General features: G+C 65.3%; 19 protein-coding genes and 1 riboswitch. Of the genes, 10 read left to right on the forward strand and 9 right to left on the reverse strand.

The genetic code is table 11. The features are described 5' to 3' along the window. Positions 1–79: 79 nt before the first annotated feature. Complete coding sequence (locus CupriaWKF_RS26080) at positions 80–1,393, reverse strand: hemolysin family protein (RefSeq protein WP_276101327.1); 1,314 nt, start codon at positions 1,391–1,393, stop codon at positions 80–82. Positions 1,394–2,033: 640 nt separating this feature from the next. Here CupriaWKF_RS26080 and CupriaWKF_RS26085 point away from each other — a divergent pair. Next, positions 2,034–2,915: a helix-turn-helix transcriptional regulator gene (locus CupriaWKF_RS26085; protein ID WP_276101328.1), complete on the forward strand. Its 882-nt coding sequence runs from the start codon at positions 2,034–2,036 to the stop codon at positions 2,913–2,915. Here CupriaWKF_RS26085 and CupriaWKF_RS26090 read toward each other — a convergent pair. After that, positions 2,903–3,394, reverse strand: coding sequence for an acyloxyacyl hydrolase (locus tag CupriaWKF_RS26090; protein ID WP_276101329.1), 492 nt, complete (start codon positions 3,392–3,394; stop codon positions 2,903–2,905). The two genes, CupriaWKF_RS26085 and CupriaWKF_RS26090, sit on opposite strands and share 13 nt — an antisense overlap. Positions 3,395–3,743: 349 nt before the next feature. Next, a riboswitch (FMN riboswitch) is annotated at positions 3,744–3,906 on the forward strand. 176 nt (positions 3,907–4,082) lie between these two features. On the opposite strand from CupriaWKF_RS26090, the gene ribB reads away from it, so the two are divergent. Then, positions 4,083–4,754, forward strand: coding sequence for a 3,4-dihydroxy-2-butanone-4-phosphate synthase (gene ribB / locus CupriaWKF_RS26095; RefSeq protein ID WP_276101330.1), 672 nt, complete (start codon positions 4,083–4,085; stop codon positions 4,752–4,754). 93 nt (positions 4,755–4,847) lie between these two features. Then, complete coding sequence (locus tag CupriaWKF_RS26100) at positions 4,848–5,402, forward strand: surface-adhesin E family protein (protein ID WP_276101331.1); 555 nt, start codon at positions 4,848–4,850, stop codon at positions 5,400–5,402. Between the two features lie 9 nt (positions 5,403–5,411). On the opposite strand, the gene CupriaWKF_RS26105 is transcribed toward CupriaWKF_RS26100, so the two are convergent. Then, a complete protein-coding gene (locus CupriaWKF_RS26105) occupies positions 5,412–5,822 on the reverse strand; it encodes an RT0821/Lpp0805 family surface protein (protein WP_276101332.1) in 411 nt (136 codons plus the stop codon). 238 nt (positions 5,823–6,060) lie between these two features. Between CupriaWKF_RS26105 and CupriaWKF_RS26110 the strand changes: the two genes are divergently transcribed. The 3 genes from CupriaWKF_RS26110 (at position 6,061) to mdoH (ending at position 10,957) form a co-directional block, all read left to right on the forward strand. Next, complete coding sequence (locus tag CupriaWKF_RS26110) at positions 6,061–6,435, forward strand: hypothetical protein (protein WP_276101333.1); 375 nt, start codon at positions 6,061–6,063, stop codon at positions 6,433–6,435. A gap of 362 nt (positions 6,436–6,797) precedes the next feature. Beyond that, complete coding sequence (locus CupriaWKF_RS26115) at positions 6,798–8,399, forward strand: glucan biosynthesis protein G (RefSeq protein ID WP_276101334.1); 1,602 nt, start codon at positions 6,798–6,800, stop codon at positions 8,397–8,399. Next, a complete protein-coding gene (mdoH, locus tag CupriaWKF_RS26120; RefSeq protein WP_276101335.1) occupies positions 8,372–10,957 on the forward strand; it encodes a glucans biosynthesis glucosyltransferase MdoH in 2,586 nt (861 codons plus the stop codon). Before CupriaWKF_RS26115 ends, mdoH begins: the two co-directional genes overlap by 28 nt. Positions 10,958–11,007: 50 nt before the next feature. On the opposite strand, the gene CupriaWKF_RS26125 is transcribed toward mdoH, so the two are convergent. Further along, complete coding sequence (locus tag CupriaWKF_RS26125; protein ID WP_276101336.1) at positions 11,008–11,595, reverse strand: hypothetical protein; 588 nt, start codon at positions 11,593–11,595, stop codon at positions 11,008–11,010. 391 nt (positions 11,596–11,986) lie between these two features. Here CupriaWKF_RS26125 and CupriaWKF_RS26130 point away from each other — a divergent pair, with 391 nt between their 5' ends. Next, complete coding sequence (locus CupriaWKF_RS26130; protein ID WP_276101337.1) at positions 11,987–13,195, forward strand: Bcr/CflA family multidrug efflux MFS transporter; 1,209 nt, start codon at positions 11,987–11,989, stop codon at positions 13,193–13,195. A 3-nt stretch (positions 13,196–13,198) separates the two neighbouring features. On the opposite strand, the gene CupriaWKF_RS26135 is transcribed toward CupriaWKF_RS26130, so the two are convergent. Both CupriaWKF_RS26135 and CupriaWKF_RS26140 read right to left on the reverse strand, forming a co-directional pair. After that, positions 13,199–14,026: a mechanosensitive ion channel family protein gene (locus CupriaWKF_RS26135; RefSeq protein WP_276101338.1), complete on the reverse strand. Its 828-nt coding sequence runs from the start codon at positions 14,024–14,026 to the stop codon at positions 13,199–13,201. 221 nt (positions 14,027–14,247) lie between these two features. Further along, positions 14,248–15,450 carry an ammonium transporter gene (locus CupriaWKF_RS26140; RefSeq protein WP_276101339.1) on the reverse strand — a complete coding sequence of 401 codons (1,203 nt, stop codon included), beginning with the start codon at positions 15,448–15,450 and terminating at the stop codon, positions 14,248–14,250. A 519-nt stretch (positions 15,451–15,969) separates the two neighbouring features. Here CupriaWKF_RS26140 and CupriaWKF_RS26145 point away from each other — a divergent pair. From CupriaWKF_RS26145 to CupriaWKF_RS26155, 3 genes are all read left to right on the forward strand, one after another. Next, the gene (locus CupriaWKF_RS26145; protein ID WP_008651272.1) at positions 15,970–16,251 is read left to right on the forward strand and encodes an HU family DNA-binding protein; all 282 of its coding nucleotides are present in this window, start codon (positions 15,970–15,972) and stop codon (positions 16,249–16,251) included. Positions 16,252–16,450: 199 nt separating this feature from the next. After that, positions 16,451–16,936, forward strand: coding sequence for an acyl-CoA thioesterase (locus tag CupriaWKF_RS26150; protein ID WP_276101340.1), 486 nt, complete (start codon positions 16,451–16,453; stop codon positions 16,934–16,936). Positions 16,937–16,942: 6 nt separating this feature from the next. Next, entirely contained in the window at positions 16,943–17,416 is a 474-nt protein-coding gene (locus tag CupriaWKF_RS26155) for a CreA family protein (RefSeq protein WP_276101341.1), read from the forward strand. A gap of 22 nt (positions 17,417–17,438) precedes the next feature. Here CupriaWKF_RS26155 and CupriaWKF_RS26160 read toward each other — a convergent pair whose 3' ends face one another. The 3 genes from CupriaWKF_RS26160 to CupriaWKF_RS26170 form a co-directional block, all read right to left on the reverse strand. Further along, positions 17,439–19,187, reverse strand: a complete 1,749-nt coding sequence (locus tag CupriaWKF_RS26160; protein ID WP_276101342.1) for a class I adenylate-forming enzyme family protein — start codon at positions 19,185–19,187, stop codon at positions 17,439–17,441. Positions 19,188–19,320: 133 nt separating this feature from the next. Continuing rightward, a complete protein-coding gene (locus CupriaWKF_RS26165) occupies positions 19,321–20,085 on the reverse strand; it encodes an SDR family oxidoreductase (protein WP_276101343.1) in 765 nt (254 codons plus the stop codon). Positions 20,086–20,286: 201 nt separating this feature from the next. After that, a complete protein-coding gene (locus tag CupriaWKF_RS26170; RefSeq protein ID WP_276101344.1) occupies positions 20,287–21,132 on the reverse strand; it encodes an arylamine N-acetyltransferase in 846 nt (281 codons plus the stop codon). Positions 21,133–21,141 lie beyond the last annotated feature (9 nt).

A 21,141-nucleotide genomic window follows, 5' to 3' on the forward strand; every position in this document is an offset into this window, starting at 1 on the left:
CTTGCCACGCCGGCCTTGACAGGCCGCCCGGTCTGGTTGTTGGTCAGGAGGCTGCGACGACGGAGGGAGGGCGCAGGCGTCAGCCGGTGGTTTCCTCTTCGGGACCTTCGGACGGCACGACGCGCGAGGCCAGCACCTTGTCGATGCGCTTGCCGTCCATGTCCAGGATCTCGAAGCGCCAGTCTTGCCACTGGACGCTGTCCGCGGTTTGCGGCAGCCGGCCAAGCAGCAGCAGGAGCATCCCGGAGAGCGTGTGGTAGCGCTCTTTTTCTTCCTCGGGCACCTGGCGCAGGCCGATGCGGTCCTTCAACTCGGGTATGGGGATCAGGCCATCGAGCAGCCAGGAGCCGTCTTCACGCTGGATCGCCCATTCCTCGTCCACGCTGTCCGGCTTGAACTCGCCGGTGATGGCTTCGATCAGGTCCTGCAGCGTGACCAGGCCAAGAACCTCCCCGTACTCGTCGATCACGAACGCGATCTGGCCGCCGGAGCCGCGGAAGTTTTCCAGCAGTTCCATGCCCGTGACGCTCTCTGGCACGAATACCGCCGGCTGCACCACGGTCATGAGGTCGGCTTCCTCGCCGCGCAGGCGGCGGGCCAGCAACTGGCGCGCGCTGAGCACGCCGACAATGTCATGCATGCCGCCGCGCACGACCGGAAAGCGGGAGTGGTCCGACTCCTCGATGCGCTTGAGGTTTTCTTCCAGCGGGACTTCGATATCGAGATACACCACGTCGCCGCGCGGCACCATCAGAGAGGCCAGCTGACGGTCATCAAGGCGAAACACGTTGCGCACCATGGTGTGCTCGTGATGCTCGATGACGCCGGCCTCCGAGCCTTCCACCAGCAGTGCGTGGATTTCCTCCTCGGTCACTCCGGGACCGCGGTCGGTCTTGACGCCCAGCACGCGCAGGACCAGGCGCGTCGACCCGGACAGCAGCTTGACGAACGGCGTGCTGGCCACGGCAAGCCAGCCGATCGGGCGGGCCACCTGCCGTGCAATGGCCTCGGGAGCCAGCTGGCCCAGGCGCTTGGGCACCAGTTCGCCCAGCACGATCGAGAAATAGGTCAGGCCAGCCACGACAATGGCCGTAGCCACGTAGCCAGCCGTCGTCGGCGGCAGCCCGAAGCCCTGCAGCCACACGCCAAGCGGCTGTGCCAGCGTGGATTCGCCCACCACGCCGTTGAGCACGCCAATCGACGTAATGCCGATCTGCACGGTCGACAGGAACCGGGTCGGGTCTTCGCCAAGCTTGACAGCCTCGATCGCTCCCCGGTCGCCGTCCTCAATCTGGCGCTGCAGGCGCGCCTTGCGGGCGGTGACCAGCGCAATTTCGGACATGGCGAACAGACCGTTGAGCAGAATCAGCGCCAGCAGTATGGCAATTTCCATCAGGATGCGCGCCCTTTGCGCGCGGGAATCAAAAGATCAAGCATACCATTCGCCTGTTACACCTAGTCACGGTGTGGCGTAGGCCGCGCTTGTTCGATCTACCTCCAGGCGACAGCTGAATGGCAATGTTGCTACTACAAGATACTGGCCAAAGCTGCGTGCAGGTATCGTATAAAAGTGGACAAATTGCGAATAGTTACTGCCGGGCACAAGCCGGTCCGTTATGCTTCGCCTGACAACAATCCCTACGACAGGAAAAACAATGCTCCGAGGATTCGCCCTGCTGATTGCGAGTACGGCCCTGCTGGCCGGCTGCGTAGTGGCTCCATATGACGATGGTTATCGTGCAGAGCAAGGCGGCCCCGGCTGCCCGCCAGGCCAGGCCAAGAAGGGAAACTGCAGGGTGGATCAGTACGGCAACCAGAGCTTCTGCCCTCCAGGCCAAGCCAAGAAAGGCAACTGCTGACGAGTGGTTCTTTTCCCCTCGGCTGAAGGCGTGGCCGAGGGCCGGCGGGTATGCAATACAGATTCGGGGTTCCCGTTCATGAGGTTGCACCACATTGGCATCGGGGTCCATGAATCGTCCTGATTACCTGTAAAGTAATCGCCGGGCGGCATGCCTCATGGTGTAATACGTCACATGGAAACCCTGACACCTGGTTCCGAGACGGCGCTTGAATTTCCCGCCCTGTTGCGATACTGGCGTGGCAGGCGCGGCTACAGCCAGCTGGCGCTGTCGCTTGCGGCCGGAGTATCGCAGCGCCACATCAGCTTTCTCGAGTCCGGCCGTTCCCGGCCCAGCCGCGAGATGGTGCTGGCGCTGGCCGAACGGCTCGGTGTGCCGCTGCGCCAGCGCAACCGCATGTTGCTGGCGGGCGGTTTTGCACCGGGCTATAGCGAGCACACTCTCGTCTCGCCGCCGTTGCAGATGGTCCAGCAGGCCATTTCGCTGATCCTTGCCAAGCAGGAGCCGTTCCCGGCGGTGGTGCTCGACCGCTTCTGGAACCTTGTCGACGCCAATCCCGCTTATCGCCGCATGCTGGATGTGTTGCTGGCCGGCCGCGCGCCCGCAGCGCTGGACGATGGCGGCGGTCGCGTCAACCTGATGCTGACCGTGTTCGATCCGCATGGCTTGTGGCCGGTGATCGAGAACGCCCGGCAGGTCGGCCGCTACCTGCTGCGGCGCGTCTGGCAGGAACTCCAGGTCCAGGCAAACGACCAGGCCGCGCGCGAAATCTTTGCGCGCATCGCGGTCTGGCATCCAGACATGGTGGGGCCGGGCGGCGCGCTGTTGCCTGACGACGAAGCGGCCGATGGTCCGCCGCCGCCGGTGCTGCCGGTGACGCTGCGCGCAGGCGCGTTCCGCGCTTCGCTGTTTTCCACGATCACCACGCTCGGCATTCCGCAGGACGTCACGCTGCAGGAAATGCGCATCGAGTGCTTCTTTCCGGCCGACGAGGCCACGCGCGCGGTGTTCGAGACGCTGGCGCAAGATTTTGCCCCGCAGCCTCAGAAGCGGTAGCGCAGATACACCGTGCTGAAGCCTGTGCCGGGATTGGGCTGCTTGATCCCGGCATTCGAGATGTGCTGGTAGCGGTAGCCGACCGCGAATTGCTGCTCCTTTCCGAACGCCACGCCGACACCCGCGTATTCCGAGAATTGGAAGGCGGTGGAATAGACGTGATCGTCGGAAGTTCGGGTTTCGGTCAAAAGGCGCAGGCCAAGCGACAGTTCCAGGAACGGCACCCAGCTATAGCGCTTCCAGGCCAGCCTGGCCACCGGCGAGAAGCCGAATTCCCAGGGATTGCGGGGATTGTTATCGCTGGTGCTATGCCAGCGCGCAACGTTTACCTCCCAAAGCAGGTCGAGGAGCAGGCCCTGCGGGTTGCCCCAGGCAATGCCGGAGTCCCACAGGAAGGCGGCTTCCACCTTCTGGACGTCGTGGCTGGTGTCGATTCCATAGCCGATCTGGACGGCGGGTACTGGCGGGGCGGCCTGCACCGGGCCACTCCCAAGGGCCGCGCCTGACAGGACCGCGACCAATGCTGCCTGTCGGATACATCGCGTCCGGGATAGCGTTCGGCGCAGGGTGGCAGGAGTGGAACAGCCAGGCCGGGCATCGGGCAGCGGTCGCATAGATAGGCTCGTTGTTGTCGGGAGACCCGGATCCGCGCCGCGCGTCCGGGGTCGGGTGGTGACGCGCATAGTCCCTTTTTCATCACACCTCAGTTAGTTGTAGTACACGGTGGAGCACCTTGCACCCCAAGAAAAACGAACAGTCGTGCTAACATCCGCCGGCCGGCACGTTTCGCGCCTTGCCTCCAAGGTTTGGCGCGGCATGCCGGCACCGTTACGTCTTCAGGGCGGGGTGCAAGTCCCCACCGGCGGTATGGCGCAGCGTACGTCCAGTGCGATGCGGCGAGCCCGCGAGCGCCTGCACATGCCGTGCAGGGTCAGCAGACCTGGTGCGAAGCCAGGGCCGACGGTCATAGTCCGGATGAAAGAAGATGGGCGGGAGCCTGCCTGGCTGCCTCGCGCGCAGGGCATGGATGGTCACGCTTGCCGCGGCAGGACGCATTTGTCCGCGCACGCACGCGTACCGTCATGTCAGGCGCCCGCCGTGCTTGCCTGCGCGCTGCCGTTGATCCTCCCCTGAAACGCCCACTGATCAGCTAGCAAGGAGCGTTTCATGCCAACCTTTTCCAACGAATCCGATTCCATCACGCTCGTAGCCGATGCCGACGAGCGCCCATTGGCCTTGCGCATTGCGCAGGCGCTGGACGCCATGCGCGAAGGGCGCCCCGTTGTGCTGCTCGACGACGACGACCGCGAGAACGAGGCCGATCTCATCCTGGCCGCCGAATGCCTCACGCCGTCGAACATGGCAATGATGATCCGCGAATGCAGCGGCATCGTTTGCCTCTGCCTGACGGCTGCCAAGGTGCGCGAGCTTGGCTTGCGCCCCATGGTGGAGAACAATCGCAGCCAATACGGAACGGCGTTCACCGTATCGATCGAGGCGCGCGAGGGCGTGACCACCGGCGTGAGCGCGGCGGATCGCATCACCACGATTCGCGCGGCGATCGCCAAGGATGCCGGGCTCGATGCCGTGGTCAGCCCGGGCCACGTGTTTCCGCTGGTAGCGGTGGACGGCGGCGTACTGGTGCGTCGCGGACATACCGAAGGCTCCGTCGAACTGGCCCGGATGGCCGGCCTGTCGCCGGCCGCAGTGCTGTGCGAGCTGATGAATCCCGACGGCACGATGGCGCGCCGTCCCGAGGCGCTGGCATTTGCCGAAATGTACCGGCTGCCGGTGCTGACCATTGCCGATCTGGTCGCCTGGCGAGAATTGCACGGCTGACATACGGTGGAGCTTGCGCTGCGCGGGTCGGCAAGCGCGGCGGCATGTGCGACAATGCGGATCGTTTTTTCCCGTCATTTCGAGGGCGATGCAATGTTTTTCCGCAGGTTTCGAAGCGCCGCCGTGCTGTTCGGCTGCGCCGTGAGCGCGGCGGCCTACGCGCAATCCAGCACTGGGTACGATAGCCGCCCAGCCGCTGCCGCAGGTCTGTACCAATGCCAGCAGCCGTCCGGAGGCACTGTTTTCCGGTCTGCGCCGGGACAGGGCTGTGTCGTCGTTGCCGCACCGGAGTCCAGCGCGCCGGACCCGCAGCGCTGGCTTCCGCTGATGGGCGCCAACGGCGTGATCTCGTACTTCGATCAGCTTGCGGTCAAGCGGGCAGGGCCGGAGGTTGGCGTGGTGGTCATGCGCAACGCGCCCGCCGGGGTGATTCGTACAACGAGCGGCGAACCGATCCGGTCATCACTGAAGCGCATGGTGCTCGACTGCGCCTCGTCGATGGTGGCCGTGGTGGAACAGACGCTATACAGCAAACGCTTCGCGCGCGGCGAGGCGCTCTACACGATCCGCTCGCCGCAATCTTCGCGCTTCCAGCCGGCGGCTTCCGGGTCAGTGGCCTCGGAACTGATGCGCCGGCTGTGCCGCTAAGGTCAGCCTCTATTCAGCGACCTGACGTGACTTCCACTGACCGTCCTTCTGCTTGCAGAACCAGCCGCTCCAGTGCTCTTCAGCGGTGCCGCGCTTGAGGTCGGTCTTGAGACGCCGGCACGACTGGCCCCGGTCGGTCTTGCTCGTGACCGGCGTCAGCGTGCCTTCCACGGGCAAACGCTTGCCGGTGGCCGGAAACTGCCACGAAATCGACTGACCGTCCGCAGTGTCGTTCAAGGCCTTGCCGATCGACTTGGAGAGCGACGCCGCCTCATCCTTGCTCAGCTTGCCGATGATGGTGCCGGACAGGTAGTTGTCGAAGTACGCCTGCGCGGGAGCCGCGACGGCGAGCATCAGCGTGGCACCGAGTGCGCTGGCGAGGGCAACGGAGGGGAGGCGTCGGGTTTGCCGAGACAGCATGGTGGTTCCTTTTTTTTGTGCGTTGGCGCGGCTTGCCGTCGCGCGGGCCAGTGCATTGTAAGCCCAATGTTCGTGCAAATGACCCTGGCGGCGCCTCTCGCGCCGCTTGCGCGGTGGCGTGGTTGACAGCCGATTTTCGCTGGCCTAGCGTTGATTGTTGCCACTGATGCTTGCCGCGACGCCATCCGCATCGACAGGCAGCGGGCACAACGCGAAATCACCGCGAGAGGAGTCCCCCATGAAGCTGCGCCACCTCACCCTCGGCCTGGCGCTCGCCGCTGCGTTCGGCGTCGTACATGCCCAGTCCCCGGCCGCCAAGAGCGGAAAGTTCGACCCATACACGGACGGCGCCAAGGCTGGCAAGTATGACCCATACACCGACGGCGCCAAGACCGGAAAATTCGACGTCTATACCGAAGGCGCCAAGTCCGACAATGTGACGTCGCTGGCCCCCGGTGCGCGTACTGACCAACTCGAGCCGGTCCAGGGCGCACAGCGGGTCGGCAAGTCCGACCCGTACACGGACGGTGCGAAGGCCGGCAAGTTCGATACCTATACCGACGGCGCCAAGAGCGGCAAATTCGACACCTACACGGACGGGGCGAAACAGTAGCGTTTTGGTAGCGGGCCGGACCCCGTCGCCGCGCCGCAGCTGGTGGTGCCGGCGCAGTGTGACGCAGAAGTCCGTAGCGCAGGCGCGATGCGCCTTTGCCGCGGCTGGGGTTTCATTTTGTTGCAAACCTTGCGTGATCGAAACGTGACTTCTTCGTCTCGAATTGTTAAGGTTCATTGCATTTCGCACCCAAAGCGAGACCGGGCCGGCTGGCTCGTTTTTTTTCGCGCCCGGGCAGCCTTGACCGTCGTGTCGGGTCTGTCTCTTGCTTGCTTGGTGGGTCATTGAGCCGCCCCCCAGCTCGTCCGCCATTCCGGCCGCAAGAGCCGGTTGCACCGTCCACGCTTCCAATCTGGGCATTCATGTCACCAAACGCCACGCTACGCCTGTCCGAAATCTTGCCTGCACATCCTTCCGATTGCGCCCGCCGCCGCGGGGCATCGGCCAGCATGCGAGTACGGATGGCCCGGTGGCTGGGTGGCAGCGCGCTCGCCATGCTTGCCGCGGCGGCGCATGCCTTCGATTTCGATACGGTCGCGGCGCGGGCGCGCCAGCTGGCCGCCTCGCCCTACAAGGCACCGGCGCAGGACCTGCCGCGTGAACTGCGCGAACTGTCATACGAGCAGTACCGCGAGATCGCGTACAAGCCCGAGCGCTTTGCCTGGCGCAATGCGCGCCTGCCGTTCGAGCTGTCGTTCTTTCATGAGGGCATGGTCTTCGACCAGCCCGTGCGCATCCACGAGGTGGTCAGCGGCAGCGTGCGCGAGTTCCGGTTCGATCCGGCCGCGTTCAACTACGGCCCGCACAAGGTCGATGCGGCGAGCCTCAAGGGCCTGGGCTTCGCCGGGTTCCGCGTGCTGTATCCGCTCAACCAGGGCAAGCGCAAGGATGAGCTGGCTTCGTTCCTCGGCGCGAGTTACTTCCGCGCGCTGGGCAAGGACCAATGGTACGGGCTGTCCGCACGCGGACTGGCCGTGGACACTGGGCTCAATTCGGGCGAGGAGTTCCCCCGTTTCGTCGAATACTGGATCGAGCGGCCCTCGGCATCGGACAAGCAGCTGACGATCTATGCGCTAATGGATTCGCGTCGCGTGAGCGGTGCCTATCGCTTCGTCATCAAGCCCGGCGACGAGACGTCGATGGAGGTCAAGTCCCGCTTGTTCCTGCGCGAGAACGTGACCAAGCTCGGCCTGGCGCCGCTGACCAGCATGTACCTGTTCGGCGAGAACCAGCCTTCGGCGCAGTCCGACTTCCGCCCGGAAGTGCACGATTCCGACGGGCTTTCGATTCACCTCGGTACCGGGGAATGGGTCTGGCGGCCATTGGTCAATCCGAAGCGCCTCCTGGTGACGTCGTTTGCCGCTACCAATCCTCAGGGCTTCGGGCTCATGCAGCGCGACCGCAGCTTCGCCAGCTACCAGGAAATTGGCGCATGGTATGAGCGACGGCCGAGTGGCTGGGTGGAGCCGCGCGGGAACTGGGGCTCGGGCCGGGTGGAACTGGTCCAGATTCCGACGCCCGACGAGACCAACGACAACGTCGTGGCGTACTGGGTGCCCGACAACCCGCCCAAGCCCAGGCAGCCGTTCGACTACGAATACCGCCTGATGTGGCAGAAAGACGGCGAGCAGATGCCGCCGCTGTCGTGGGTCACGCAGACGCGCCTGGGGCAGGGCCTCACGCGCAAGCAGGACGACACCAGCTTTTCGCTGTTGGTGGATTTCGAAGGCCCGGCCTTCCGCAAGCTGCCGGCCGATGTGCGCATCGACCCGGTGGTGTCGGCCGACGCCAATGCCGAACTGATCAAGACGTCAGTGCAGCGCAACGACGCCACTGGCGGCTGGCGCATGACCATGGTGATGCGCCGCAAGGATGTCAACAAGCCGGTTGAGTTGCGCGGCTATCTTCGCAACGGCAATACAACCTTATCCGAGACGTGGAGCTACATCTTACCCCCAGGCTAAAGCAGCGACCGGCCCAGGCGGCGGCATGCGAGCGCTATCTCGACCGCCTGCCCGTATCCCCTGAAATGCGCACGGAACTGCTGGCCGATCCGCCTGCGCCCGGTACTGCCGACATCGCCATCGATCCGCGCGATGCCCAGGCTGCGATCGAACACCTGCAGTCCAGGCTGTCGGCGCGCGAAGCAGCCAAGGGTGAACCTCCTGCGCCAGGCGGACCGACCTACGCCTCGGTCGCGCGGCGTTTCTCGCTGGCCTACGGCAATCCGCAAGCCGCCGGCGAACCCTTGCTCAAGCGCAGGCCCGATGGCACCGTCCACGTGGACACCGGCCCCGAGCCCGAGCGCAGTTCCATGGTGCCGCGCCAGTGGCCACCGCATATCGTCACCGGCTGGCTGCGCAATACGTGGCGCCGCATGCTGGGGCGCCCCCCGGTCCCGGAAACCTGGGACACCTTGCACGATGGTCCCGATGCCGAAGGCAAGTGGCACCCCGCTGGCTCGCACCGGCGCTGGTTCCTGCTGGGGCTGGTGGTCGCGCAGACCGCGCTGGCCACATATTTCATGACCAAGGTGCTGCCATACCATGGCGCCGATCCGCTCGAGATCGCAATCCTGGTCCTGTTCGCGGTGCTGTTTTCGTGGGTATCGGCCGGCTTCTGGACCGCCATGATGGGCTTCCTGGTACTGGCGAAAGGCGGCGACCGGCACCTGATCTCGCGCTCCGCGGCGCCGGATGCGCCGCTGGCGCCCGACGCGCGCACCGCGGTCATCATGCCGATCTGCAATGAGGACGTGACCCGCGTCTTCGCCGGCCTGCGCGCGACCTACGAATCGCTCGCTCGCACGGGCCAACTTGCCAACTTCGATTTCATCGTCCTGTCCGATAGCGGCAACCCGGACTTGCGCACGGCGGAGGTCGATGCATGGATGGAAGTGTGCCGCGCCGTAGGTGGCTTCGGGCGGATCTTCTACCGCTGGCGCCGTCACCGGGTCAAGCGCAAGACCGGCAACGTGGCCGACTTTTGCCGCCGCTGGGGCAGCAAGTACCGCTATATGGTGGTGCTCGATGCGGACAGCGTCATGAGCGGCGATTGCCTTGCCACGCTGGTGCGGCTCATGGAGGCGAATCCGGGGGCGGGCATCATCCAGTCCGCGCCGCTGGCAGTGGGGCGCGAAACCCTCTACGCGCGCGTCCAGCAGTTCTCCACGCGCGTGTATGGCCCGCTGTTCACGGCGGGCCTGCATTACTGGCAACTGGGCGAGTCGCACTACTGGGGCCACAACGCGATCATCCGCGTCAAGCCCTTCATGGAACACTGTGCGCTGGCACCGCTGCCTGGCCGCGGGCCGCTGTCGGGCGAGATCCTGTCGCACGATTTTGTCGAGGCCGCGCTGATGCGCCGCGCAGGCTGGGGCGTGTGGATTGCGTACGACCTGCCGGGCTCGTACGAAGAGCTGCCGCCGAACCTGCTGGACGAGGTCAAGCGCGATCGCCGCTGGTGCCAGGGCAACCTGATGAATTTCCGGCTGTGGCTGAAGCAGGGCTTCCATGTGGTGCACCGCGCCGTGTTCCTGACCGGGATCATGGCCTACCTGTCGGCGCCGCTGTGGTTCCTGTTCCTGCTGTTGTCGACGGCGATGCTGGCCCGCCATGCGCTGGTGCCGCCCGAGTATTTCTCGCAGCCCTACCAGTTGTTCCCGACCTGGCCCGAATGGCATCCGGAAAAGGCCCTCGCGCTGTTCTCGGCCACGGCGACGCTATTGTTCCTGCCCAAGGTGGCCAGTGTGCTGCTGCTGGTGCGGCAGGCGCGCCAGTATGGCGGCTTGCCGCGCCTGGTGCTTAGCATGCTGATCGAGGTCGTGCTGTCCGCCTTGCTGGCGCCGACCCGGATGCTGTTTCACACCAAGTTCGTGGTGGCGGCCTACAGCGGCTGGGGGATTTCCTGGAAATCGCCGCCGCGCGAAGACGCCGAGACAAGCTGGGGCGAGGCGCTGCGCCGGCATGGTTCGCACACGCTGCTGGGGCTCGCCTGGGGTGCGCTGGTGTACTGGCTGAATCCGTCCTTTGTGTTGTGGCTGCTGCCCATCGTGGGTTCGCTGGCATTGTCGATCCCGCTGTCGGTGATGTTGTCGCGGGTCTCGTTCGGCCGCGCATCGCGCGAGGCCGGGCTGTTCATGATTCCCGAGGAAGTCATGCCGCCACGGGAAATCGTCGAAACGCAGCAGCATGTGGAGCAAGCGGCCGAGACGCCGGACTTCGTGGACGCCGTGGTCGATCCGGTGACCAACGCGCTGATGTGCGCAACCGCGTCGGCACGAGTCAACCAGCCGCAATCCGCGAAGGAGCGCCACGCGGCGCTGGTCCAGCACGCGCTGACGGGTGGCCCGCGCGCGCTGACGGCGTCGCAGCGGCATATCCTGCTGGGCGATCCGTTCGCGCTGTCAAGGCTGCATGAACTCGTCTGGGGATCGCCGCTGGCCGATGCGGGATGGAAGGATATCCGCCTGCTGGTCCGGCGCGCGCCGAACGTACTGCCGCTGCGTCCGCGCGTCGCCTGAAACCGGCCAGGGCGCGGTGCCGCCGTACCCTGGCGCGATTGGCCCGCACCTCAGCGCAAGGCCGAGGTGCAGATCGGTGCGTTGATGTAGACGTCGCCGACGCGGCGTTCGCCGCGGTCGTTCCGTGTCATGTAGCGGAACATCATGCTGACGCCCAGCTTGGTCAGGATTTCCACGTCGCGATTGGCGCAGATATTGCGCTGCAGCGGCGCCGCGTAATTGACCTCGAAACTGGCAAGATCGAGCATGGGCCCGCGATAGTTGGTCAGCTCGAGCTGGAACAGCACGTGTTTGCCCGGTGTCGACTGACAGCGCCGCAAGCGGGTTTCCCCATCGATCTCTATCGGCAGTGCATCGTTGAGCTGGCGGCAGGCGCGCGCCAGCACGCCGTCGGGCCGATTGGTGTTGCGCAGCAGTTCGGGCACGCCCGCGGCGCCGGTATTCTGTCCGGTCGCGGCGCCCTTGAGCATGCGGGACAGTGCGTCGGCTTCATCGAGTACGGGTGCGGGCGCGGTTGCCGAGGCGGGTGGCGGGCGTAGCGGTGTCGGAGCGCTTTGCGCCGGCCATGGCCGCAGCAGTGCAGCCGCGAGAGCGGCAGAGCCTAGCGTAGCGGTGAGCGGCGTGTGTCGTATTCTCATGCAGGATAACGTTGCCGGGGCAAACCTGTCGCCCATCTCTGCGCGGCCGCCGGTCAGTCGCGTAGACAGGGCCGACAGGCTCGCATTGTACCCTCCACCCCCATTCGCGTGAAAGCGGCGCCACACGTTAACACGCGCGCAGCGCCACGGCACGATCGCTTGCGCGCCTGCGCCGCGCAAAATTGCCAGTCAAGCCAATACTGCCAAGATTAGGATATTTGTCGAACCCGACGTTGGCGGGGCACGCAACCGTTGCACGCTCGGGAGGCAAAGGTGGCGGGCCTCGACTCTGGATGCCAGCCAGATTTGTCATGCTGTGCAACAATTCGCGGTCTGGCGGCCAGCCGTACCGCGCGCCGCCGCTGGCACGGACTTCCCGGAACTGACACTGATGCCCCAATCCTCCCGCAGCCAGGAGGCTGCCCGCTTTCCCGTCTGGCTGCTGATCTGCGCTTCGCTGACGGCCATTGCGCCGCTGTCGATCGACATGTACCTGCCCAGCTTTCCGGCGCTGTCCGCGGACCTGCATGTGGATATCGGGCAGGTGCAGTTGACGCTGGGCACGTTCCTGGTTGGGCTGGCGCTGGGACAGGCCTTCTACGGACCGATCAGCGACCGCTTCGGGCGCAAGCCGCCGCTGTATGTCGGCCTGGGCCTGTACGCGCTGGCAGCAGCGGGCTGCGCCATGGCGCGCAGCGTCGAGTCGCTGATGCTCTGGCGTTTCCTGCAGGCGCTGGGCGGCTGTGCCGGCATGGTGATGGCCCGTGCGGTGATCCGCGACCGGCTCGAGGCCCACGAATCGGCCCGGGCCTTCTCGTCGATGATGCTGGTGATGGGGCTGGCGCCGATCCTGGCGCCGATCATCGGCGGCGCCATCCTGAGTACCCTGGGCTGGCGTGCCATCTTCTGGTTGCTGACGCTTGCGGGCGTGCTGATCCTCGCGCTGGTGCACTTCCGCATGGAAGAATCGCTGCCGCGTGAACGCGCCGCGCGCCTGCATCCCGGCGCGGTGACGGCAAGCTATACCGAACTGTTGCGTGACCGCGAGTTCCTGGGCTACTCGCTGTCAGCCGGGTTCGGGCAAGCCGGCATGTTCGCCTATATCTCGGGGTCGCCGTTCGTGCTGATCGAACTCCATGGCATCGATCCCTCTCACTATGGCTTCGTGTTCGGTGCCAATGCGCTCGGACTGATCGTCATGTCGCAACTGAATGCACGCCTGGTGCAGGGGCGCACGCTGGACCGTGTGCTCGGGCGCGCGGTGCTTGCGCCATGCGCGGCGGGCCTGGTGCTGGCGGTTGCGGCGCTGGCCGGCGTGCTGGTACTGCCCGTGCTGCTGGCCGGCTTCTTTGTCTTTATCGGTGCACTGGGTTGCATTACGCCCAATGCTTCAGCGTTGGCACTGACGCACCAGGGGCATCGTGCCGGTACGGCCTCGGCGCTGATGGGGACGCTGCAGTTTTCACTGGGCACCGTGGCCGGCGCCGCTGTCAGCCTGTGGCACGATGGCACGGCCCTGCCGCTGGCAGTGGTGATGGCCGTGTGCGGCGTCGGGGCGGTGGCGTTACGCGCCTGGGGTTCGGCGGCTGCGCAGGCTTGAGCGTCAGGCGGCGGCGTTCTTCACGACCACCATATGCGCCGGCATGGGCGCGGCATAGCCCGCCTGGCCAAAGCTCTCGCGGATGATGCGATTGGTGTCGAAATACACCTGCCAGTAGTGATCGTTATGGCAATACGGACGTACCGCCAGGACCGGACCGACCAGCGTGAATTCCAGTATCTCGATGTCGACGGGGGGATCGGCCAGGACATTCGGAATCGCGCCGATACGCTCCTTGAGCAATGCGACCGCGGCGGCTGCGTCGGTGCTGCCCGCAAGCTGGGCCTTCAGTTCGACGCGGCGGAACGGATTGGCGCTGAAATTCTGGATCGTGTCCGAGAAGATCTTGTTATTGCCGATCACCGTCAGGATGTTGTCCGGCGTGTCGAGCGTCGTGGCGAACAGGCCGATCTCGCGCACCGTGCCGCTGACCCCGCCGATGGTCACGAAATCTCCGACCTTGAACGGCCGCAGCACCACCAGGAAGGCGCCGGCCGCGAAGTTGGCCATCAGGCCCGACCAGGCCATGCCGATGGCCACGCCGGCCGCGGCGATCAGGGCCGCGAAGGTCGTGGTCTGGATGCCGAAGTAACCGAGGATGCCGATCACCAGGACTACGTTCAGCGCCACCGTCACGATCGAGCCGACGTAGCGCAGCAGGGTCGGATCCACCTGCTGCTTGCCCAGCGCATTCTGGACCATGCGTACCACCACATGGATCAGCCAGCGGCCGATGATCCAGAAGGCCAGCGCGGCCAGGATCTTGACGCCGAACTCCGTGGCATAGGCCACGACCACGGTCTGGAGCTTCTCCAACGTTGACGCATCCATCGGCATTCCCCTGGTCTGTTGGCCGGCCTGGTCTGTTGCCCGAAAAGGGCCGGCAAAAAAACGAAGAACTGCGAACGAAGAACTGCGAAGACTGTCCGGCAAATCTTGCACGCTGATGCGGCTCGAGAAGGCGGGCACGGCAATTATTGCCATGCCGTTCGGGGAAGTTCAAGAAAAGAATTGTCAGGAACGGCGCGAGCGCGCGCGTTCCTGCGGCGGACTTACCAGTTCGTTTCGCGTTCGGGCGTGGCCGAGATGCGATGCAGGGTCAGGTCGGCGCCGTTGTATTCGGCTTCCGCGTCGAGGCGGATGCCCACCAGCTTCTTGAGCGTGCCATATACGATCGTGCCACCCGTGACGGCGATCACGATGCCGAGCAGGGTCCCGATCAGCTGCGCACCCAGCGATACGCCGCCGATCCCGCCAAGCGCGTGCGAGCCGAAGATGCCGGCCGCAATGCCGCCCCAGGCGCCGCACAGCCCATGCAGCGGCCACACACCGAGTACATCGTCGATGTGCCATTTGTTCTGCGCGAGCGTGAACAGGTGGACGAACAGCACGCCAGCCACGGCGCCGGTGACCAGCGCGCCGAGCGGGTGCATCAGGTCGGACCCGGCGCAGACGGCGACCAGGCCTGCCAGCGGGCCGTTGTAGGCGAAGCCCGGATCGTTACGGCCAGCCCACCAGGCGGCCAGCGTGCCCCCGGCCATGGCCATCAGCGAATTGATGGCGACCAGGCCGCTGATCTTGTCCACGGTCTGGGCGCTCATGACATTGAAGCCGAACCAGCCGACCGCCAGTACCCATGCGCCCAGTGCCAGGAACGGAATGTTCGACGGCGGGTGCGCGCTGATGCGGCCATCCTTCTGGTAGCGGCCGCGGCGGGCGCCGAGCAGCAGCACCGCGGGCAGGGCAATCCAGCCGCCTACCGCGTGGACCACGACCGAACCGGCGAAATCATGGAATGGAGCGCCGGTCAGGCTCGTGATCCAGTCCTGGATGCCAAAGCGTTGATTCCAGGCAATGCCCTCGAAGAACGGGTAGACAAAGCCGACCAGGACGAATGTCGCCAGCAGTTGCGGATTGAAACGCGAACGTTCGGCAATGCCGCCCGAGATGATCGCGGGAATCGCGGCGGCAAATGTCGCCAGGAAAAAGAACTTGACCAGCTCATAACCGCTCTTTTGTGCGAGGGTGTCGGCGCCGGCCATGAATTGCACGCCATAGGCGACCGTATAGCCGATAAAGAAGTACGCGATGGTGGAAACCGCGAAGTCCACCAGAATCTTCACCAGTGCATTGACCTGGTTTTTCTTGCGTACCGTGCCCAGTTCCAGGAAGGCGAAGCCGGCGTGCATGGCCAGCACCATGATTGCGCCAAGCAGGATAAACATGGCGTCGGTGCCAGTCTTCCAATTGTCCATAGGTTCCTCATGCTCAAAATGGGAGCGTGGGTATGCAAAAAGCATTCCAGAATTGGCTGCATGCTGGTGCTAATTGCACCGTCATGGTGGAAATCGCACTGGATTGCCCTCAGGCGGCCCAAAGGTGAGGCGGCGGCTTTGGTGCCGTTGGCGCAAATCGGGGGCATTGGGCCGGTCGGCGCGCGCCATAATGACGCAACATGGCGTGTGGCATGAACCGTGACGGTGCATTGCACCATAGCGGTGAATGGCGGTTGGGGCGCCGCCGGGGTGCCAAATTCATCCGGCGGGCGGGCGCCACCGGCTTACGCGCTATGCAGAAATGTCGCGGGCAAAACGGGCGGAATAGAGGGTGAAATCTCCCGCTAACCGGCCTCAAGCAAGGATTTCCGGGTTTTTTCGTTGCATCGGTGCCACTGGGGATTGCCCAAGGCGCGAAGGGCAGATTAGACTGCGCCGATCGATGCAATGCCTGCTGGCAGATACATCGGTGACGACGACCAACAAGGGAAATCAGCCATGAATAAAGGTGAACTGGTATCGGCCATCGCCGCGGAAGCAGAACTGAGCAACGCCGCAGCCGAGCGTGCGCTCAACGCAGCGCTGGACAGTATCAAGAAGGCAGTGGCCAAGGGTGATTCGGTAACGCTGGTGGGGTTTGGCAGCTTCAGCTCGGGCAAACGCGCCGCGCGCACGGGTCGCAACCCGCGCACGGGCGAAACGATCAAGATTCCGGCCGCGAAGACCGTGAAGTTTTCCGCCGGGCAAGGTTTCAAGGACGCCGTGAACAAGAAGAAGTAAGCTGTCTGCGTCCGGATCAGCGAGAGAGCGGCCTGTCGGGCCGCTTTTTTATTGGTGCGCCGTTTGTCCGGTGCCGCCCGCGTGGCGCTGCGGCCATATCGTGGCGCAGACGGTGCCGCGGCAACGCCGGCGCGCCCCCCGCGCACCGGTTTACGGGTTACACTGCCGCGCCTCGGCCCCCGCAACCTGCATCACCATCATGAACGACCAGTCCCACCAGCTTTCCATGACCGTGCTGATGACGCCGGACATGGCCAACTTCTCCGGCAATGTGCACGGCGGCACCATCCTCAAGTACCTGGATATGGTTGCCTACGCCTGCGCGAGCCGCTATGCCGGCCGCTACGTGGTCACGCTGTCGGTGGACCAGGTGGTGTTCCGCCAGCCGATCCACGTCGGTGAGCTGGTGACCTTCCTGGCCTCGGTGAACTTCACCGGGCGCAGCTCCATGGAAATTGGCATCAAGGTGGTGACCGAGAATATCCGCAGCAAGCTGGTGCGCCACACCAACAGCTGCTATTTCACCATGGTGGCGGTCGACGACAACGGCGCGCCGGCCGAGGTGCCGCCGCTGGAGCCGCGCGACGAAGTCGAGCGCCAGCGCTTTGCCGCGGCCCAGCAGCGCCGCGCACTGCGCCAGGAAATGGAAAAGCGGCACGACGCCATCAAGGTGACGGGGAGCTGACCGGCCATGGCTCGCACGCTTTGCCTGCTTGCCGGCGCCTGCCTGGCGGTGGCCGGCGTCCCGGCGCCGGCCGAGGAAATCGGCAGCGTCAACACCAATTTCCGCATGACCGGCTCGGACAAGGTGGTCATCGAAGCGTATGACGACCCGATGGTGCAGGGCGTGACCTGCTACGTGTCACGCGCCCGTACAGGCGGTATCAAGGGGTCGCTGGGCATGGCGGAAGACCCGCCGGAGGCGTCGATCGCGTGCCGGCAGGTGGGGCCGATCTCGTTCAAGGGGCCCCTGCGGCAACAGGATGACGTGTTCTCGGAACGCATGTCGATCCTGTTCAAGACCTTGCATGTGATCCGCGCCGTCGACCGCAAGCGTAATACGCTGGTCTACCTGACATACTCCGACCGCATTGTCAGCGGCAGTCCGCAGAACAGTGTGACGGCCGTGCCGGTGCCGGGCGGCACCGCCATTCCGGTCAAATAAGCGGTCGGCCGCCCGGCTCGGGTCATGTGCCCGGCCCGAACAGCTTGCGCAGGTTTGACTTCAGGATCTTGCCATTCGCGTTGCGCGGCAGCAGGTCGGGCAGCACGATGATCCGTACCGGCACCTTGAACGCCGCCAGCCGCTGCGCGACAAAACCGCGCAGTTCGTCTTCGGTGGCCTGCATGCCGGGCTTGAGGCTGACCACGGCGCCCGGTTCCTCGCCCAGCACCTTGTGCGGGATGCCGACCAGGGCGGCATCCATCACCGCCGGATGCTCGTAGAGCGTGCTTTCCACCTCGATGCAATAGATATTCTCGCCGCCGCGGATCAGCATGTCCTTCATGCGATCGACGATATAGAGGAAGCCCTCTTCATCGAGCCTCGCGATATCGCCGGTGCGCAGCCAGCCATCGGCAAACGTCTGCGCGGTCGCCTCGGGCTTGTTCCAGTAGCCGCGAACCACATTCGCGCCGCGCACCATCAGCTCGCCGGCTTCGCCGGGCGGCAGCGCCTGGCCGCGGCCATCCACGACCTTCATCTCGCCGATCGGCAGGGCCGGACCGCTGCTGTCCGGCCGCAGCACGTATTCTTCCGCACTGTGGCTCGTGAACGTGGCGGACGTTTCCGTCATGCCCCAGCCTATGCCCGGCGCCGACTGCGGCGTGGTTTCGCCGATGCGGCGCACGAGTTCGGGCGAAGCCGGCGCGCCGCCGTAGCTGATACTCTCCAGCGACGAAAGATCGAAGCGCCCGCGCTCCGGATGCTCCAGCAGCTGCCAGGCGATGGTGGGCACGCCGCCGGCCGTGGTGCAACGCTCACGCTCGATGAGTTCGAGCGCGCGCAAGGCATCCCAGCGGTGCATCAGCACAATCTTGCCGCCCGTTGCCAGTGCGCTGTTCAGCACGGCCATGCAGCCTGTCACGTGGAAGAACGGTACGGACAGCAATGCAGCCTTCTGCGGCGCTGCAGGGTCCGGCGCGGGAATCGGCTCGCCGCGCCGCAGCAGGTTGCGCAGCGGGCTGAACAGGCTGGCCACGGCAACGCTGGTGGCATTGCGGTGCGTGCCCAGCGCCCCCTTGGGTTTGCCGGTGGTGCCGGACGTATAGAAGATCGTCGCGTCATCCTCTGGTGCGATGTCCAAGTCGGGGAGCGGCAGTTCCGGCAGCGTTGCCCATGCCGCGGTGGGGCCGGTCACGCTTTCGAGCGGTACGATCTTCTGGTCGTTGCCGAGTGCGCTTGCCCGCGACACGTAGACGCGTTCCAGCGCGGGGCAGCTGGGCAGATGGCCAGTGAGTCGATCCAGCCGTTCGGCGTCGACAATCGCGACGCGGCTGCCTGAATCGACCAGTCCGTATTCGAGCTCGGCCCCCGTCCACCATGCATTCAGCGGCGTGACGATGGCGCCGGCCAGCAAGGCGCCGTAGAAGGCCACGGGCCACTCGGGCAGGTTGCGCATGGCAATCGCCACGCGGTCACCCTGGCGGACGCCATCGCGCACCAGTGCCTGCGCGACATGCAGTGCCGCCCGGCGGAAGGCCGCATAGCTGACGCGCTCGTCTTCGTAGACCACGAAAGTACGTGCGCCAAAAGCTTGCGTGGCCTGGAACAGGTCGCGCAGCGTCGGCGGCGCGTTCTTCCAGACGGTGGTGGGAATGCTGCGAATGACGCGCGTTTCCGTCTCGAACGGAGCGCTTGGCGCCGTGAGGCGGGCGTGGGCCTCGGCCAATGACATGGCTGGCCAGTTGCCGGCCGGCTCGAACTTGCTCGACATGACTGCCTCCCGGACTGCAATGCAGGTGGGGGATGGCGCACCGCGCCATCCTTGAGGGAAATGCAGGAAACGCAGGAAATGCAGGGAACAGCGCGAACAGTGCGCAAGGCGGCAGCCGCCTTGCGTCAGGGCATCAGATCGTGACGCCGCCGTCGACGACCATGGCCTGGCCCGTCATGAAGGTGCTCGCGGCGGAGGCCAGGAACACGGCCGCGCCCGCGATCTCGACCGGTTCGCCGATGCGGCGCAGCGGCGCGCCCAGGGTGGATTGCTTGTAGCGCTCGGGGTCTTCCCACAGCGCGCGTGCGAAGTCGGTCTTGATCAGTCCGGGCGCGATGCAGTTCACGCGCACATTGTGCGGGCCAAACTCCACAGCGAGATTGCGCGCGAGCTGGAAATCGGCGGCCTTCGAGATGTTGTACACGCCGATGGTCGGCGAGCCGCGCAGGCCACCGATCGACGAGACGATGATGATCGAACCGTCCTTGCGCTCGATCATCTGCGGCGCCACCATCTGGATCAGCCAGTGGTTCGAGATGACGTTGTTGTCGAGCACCTTGCGGAACTGGTCGTCGGACACGCCGCTCATCGGGCCGTAGTACGGGTTCGATGCCGCATTGCAGACGAGGACATCGATCTTGCCGAAGGTGCGGTTGGTTTCATCGACGAGGCGCTGCAGGTCGTCCTTCGAAGAGATATTGGCCGGGACGGCAATCGCGGTGCCGGCGCCGTGGCGCGCGTTGATCGCGTCGACCACCTCCTGGCAGGCTTCGGCCTTGCGCGACGAGATAACCACTTTGGCGCCCTGAACCGCCATCTGCTCCGCAATGGCGCGGCCGATGCCGCGCGATGAGCCCGTCACGATCGCGACCTTGCCCGACAAATCGAACAATGACATGGAGTCTCCTGATATCGGCGCGGCCCTTGCGGGGCCTGCCTGTGTTCTGTTGGACAGCGCCACTTGGGGCCTGCCGGCACATTATGGTTGGGCCCCTTGACCCAGTCCACAGGCAAGCCGCCGCCAGCGGGGCCATATCAGTATTCTTTCTGCGGGCAATGCGCGGCGTGCATGGGCGCACGGCGGGGCAGCCGCCGGGATTCAGGCGTGCAGCAGCGTGGGCAGCACTCGCCCGAGGCCGTCGCGCAGGTCCGCGTCCAGTTCCACCTGGAAGCGGTTGACGACGGCGTCGATGACATCGTCGGCCGAAGTCAGCGTCTGCCGCCGCAAGGTGCCGTCGGCGCGGCGCTCGGCCAGTTCGCCGTTGGCAAGGGTCAGGCGCACGTCGCCGTCGGAACGGGCGAGCATGAGTCGCTGCGTGAAGATGCTGTCCGGATGCGTGCTGATGTACCAGTTGCGGGAGATGAAATCGATCCACGGCTGCGGCGACAGGTCGAAGCGGTAGACCTTGAGCCAGCCCTGTGCGCCACGCACTTCCAGATCCTGGCAATGAAAAGCGCCAGGCATGGCGCTATCCGGCGCCACGGTCAGGCGGTACGGGAACGACGAGGCGGCCGGCGCCGACATTGGCAGCGCCCGGAAAGGCGTGGGGCCGCCAAAGCCCACATCGGCCAGGTAGCTGCGATGTGCAACTTCCACGCGCAGCAGCATGTGCGATGCCGGCGTCTGGACCGAATCGGCCACGCCCCAGCGCACGCGTGCGGCAAGCGGCGTCACCGTGTAGCCCAGTGCCGTCAGCGCGGCGGCCAGCAGCGTGTTGAGCTCGAAGCAATAGCCGCCACGCCGGTGCGTAACGAGCTTGTCGAAGACCGCGTCGACGTCGATCCGTACCGGGCGGCCCAGCAGCGGGTCGATGTTCTCGAACGGGATGCGTGCGAGTTGCGCGGCGATCAGCGCGTCGAGCGCTTCCAGCGTCGGGGAGGGCGGGGCGTCGATGCCCAGGCGTGCCAGGTAGGCATCGAGGCGGGAGGAGTCGAGCGTGATCATGTCGCGTAC

Origin of the sequence: Cupriavidus sp. WKF15 (assembly GCF_029278605.1) — a bacterium.
In the GTDB taxonomy this organism is placed as follows: domain Bacteria; phylum Pseudomonadota; class Gammaproteobacteria; order Burkholderiales; family Burkholderiaceae; genus Cupriavidus.

Bases quoted from the DNA above. Each gene is read 5' to 3' on its own strand.
- CupriaWKF_RS26080 (WP_276101327.1), bottom strand. From the start codon at position 1,393: ATGGAAATTGCCATACTGCTGGCGCTGATTCTGCTCAACGGTCTGTTC.
- CupriaWKF_RS26085 (WP_276101328.1), top strand. From the start codon at position 2,034: ATGGAAACCCTGACACCTGGTTCCGAGACGGCGCTTGAATTTCCCGCC.
- ribB (WP_276101330.1), top strand. From the start codon at position 4,083: ATGCCAACCTTTTCCAACGAATCCGATTCCATCACGCTCGTAGCCGAT.
- CupriaWKF_RS26100 (WP_276101331.1), top strand. From the start codon at position 4,848: ATGTTTTTCCGCAGGTTTCGAAGCGCCGCCGTGCTGTTCGGCTGCGCC.
- CupriaWKF_RS26105 (WP_276101332.1), bottom strand. From the start codon at position 5,822: ATGCTGTCTCGGCAAACCCGACGCCTCCCCTCCGTTGCCCTCGCCAGC.
- CupriaWKF_RS26110 (WP_276101333.1), top strand. From the start codon at position 6,061: ATGAAGCTGCGCCACCTCACCCTCGGCCTGGCGCTCGCCGCTGCGTTC.
- CupriaWKF_RS26115 (WP_276101334.1), top strand. From the start codon at position 6,798: ATGTCACCAAACGCCACGCTACGCCTGTCCGAAATCTTGCCTGCACAT.
- CupriaWKF_RS26125 (WP_276101336.1), bottom strand. From the start codon at position 11,595: ATGAGAATACGACACACGCCGCTCACCGCTACGCTAGGCTCTGCCGCT.
- CupriaWKF_RS26130 (WP_276101337.1), top strand. From the start codon at position 11,987: ATGCCCCAATCCTCCCGCAGCCAGGAGGCTGCCCGCTTTCCCGTCTGG.
- CupriaWKF_RS26135 (WP_276101338.1), bottom strand. From the start codon at position 14,026: ATGGATGCGTCAACGTTGGAGAAGCTCCAGACCGTGGTCGTGGCCTAT.
- CupriaWKF_RS26140 (WP_276101339.1), bottom strand. From the start codon at position 15,450: ATGGACAATTGGAAGACTGGCACCGACGCCATGTTTATCCTGCTTGGC.
- CupriaWKF_RS26145 (WP_008651272.1), top strand. From the start codon at position 15,970: ATGAATAAAGGTGAACTGGTATCGGCCATCGCCGCGGAAGCAGAACTG.
- CupriaWKF_RS26150 (WP_276101340.1), top strand. From the start codon at position 16,451: ATGAACGACCAGTCCCACCAGCTTTCCATGACCGTGCTGATGACGCCG.
- CupriaWKF_RS26155 (WP_276101341.1), top strand. From the start codon at position 16,943: ATGGCTCGCACGCTTTGCCTGCTTGCCGGCGCCTGCCTGGCGGTGGCC.
- CupriaWKF_RS26160 (WP_276101342.1), bottom strand. From the start codon at position 19,187: ATGTCGAGCAAGTTCGAGCCGGCCGGCAACTGGCCAGCCATGTCATTG.
- CupriaWKF_RS26165 (WP_276101343.1), bottom strand. From the start codon at position 20,085: ATGTCATTGTTCGATTTGTCGGGCAAGGTCGCGATCGTGACGGGCTCA.
- CupriaWKF_RS26170 (WP_276101344.1), bottom strand. From the start codon at position 21,132: ATGATCACGCTCGACTCCTCCCGCCTCGATGCCTACCTGGCACGCCTG.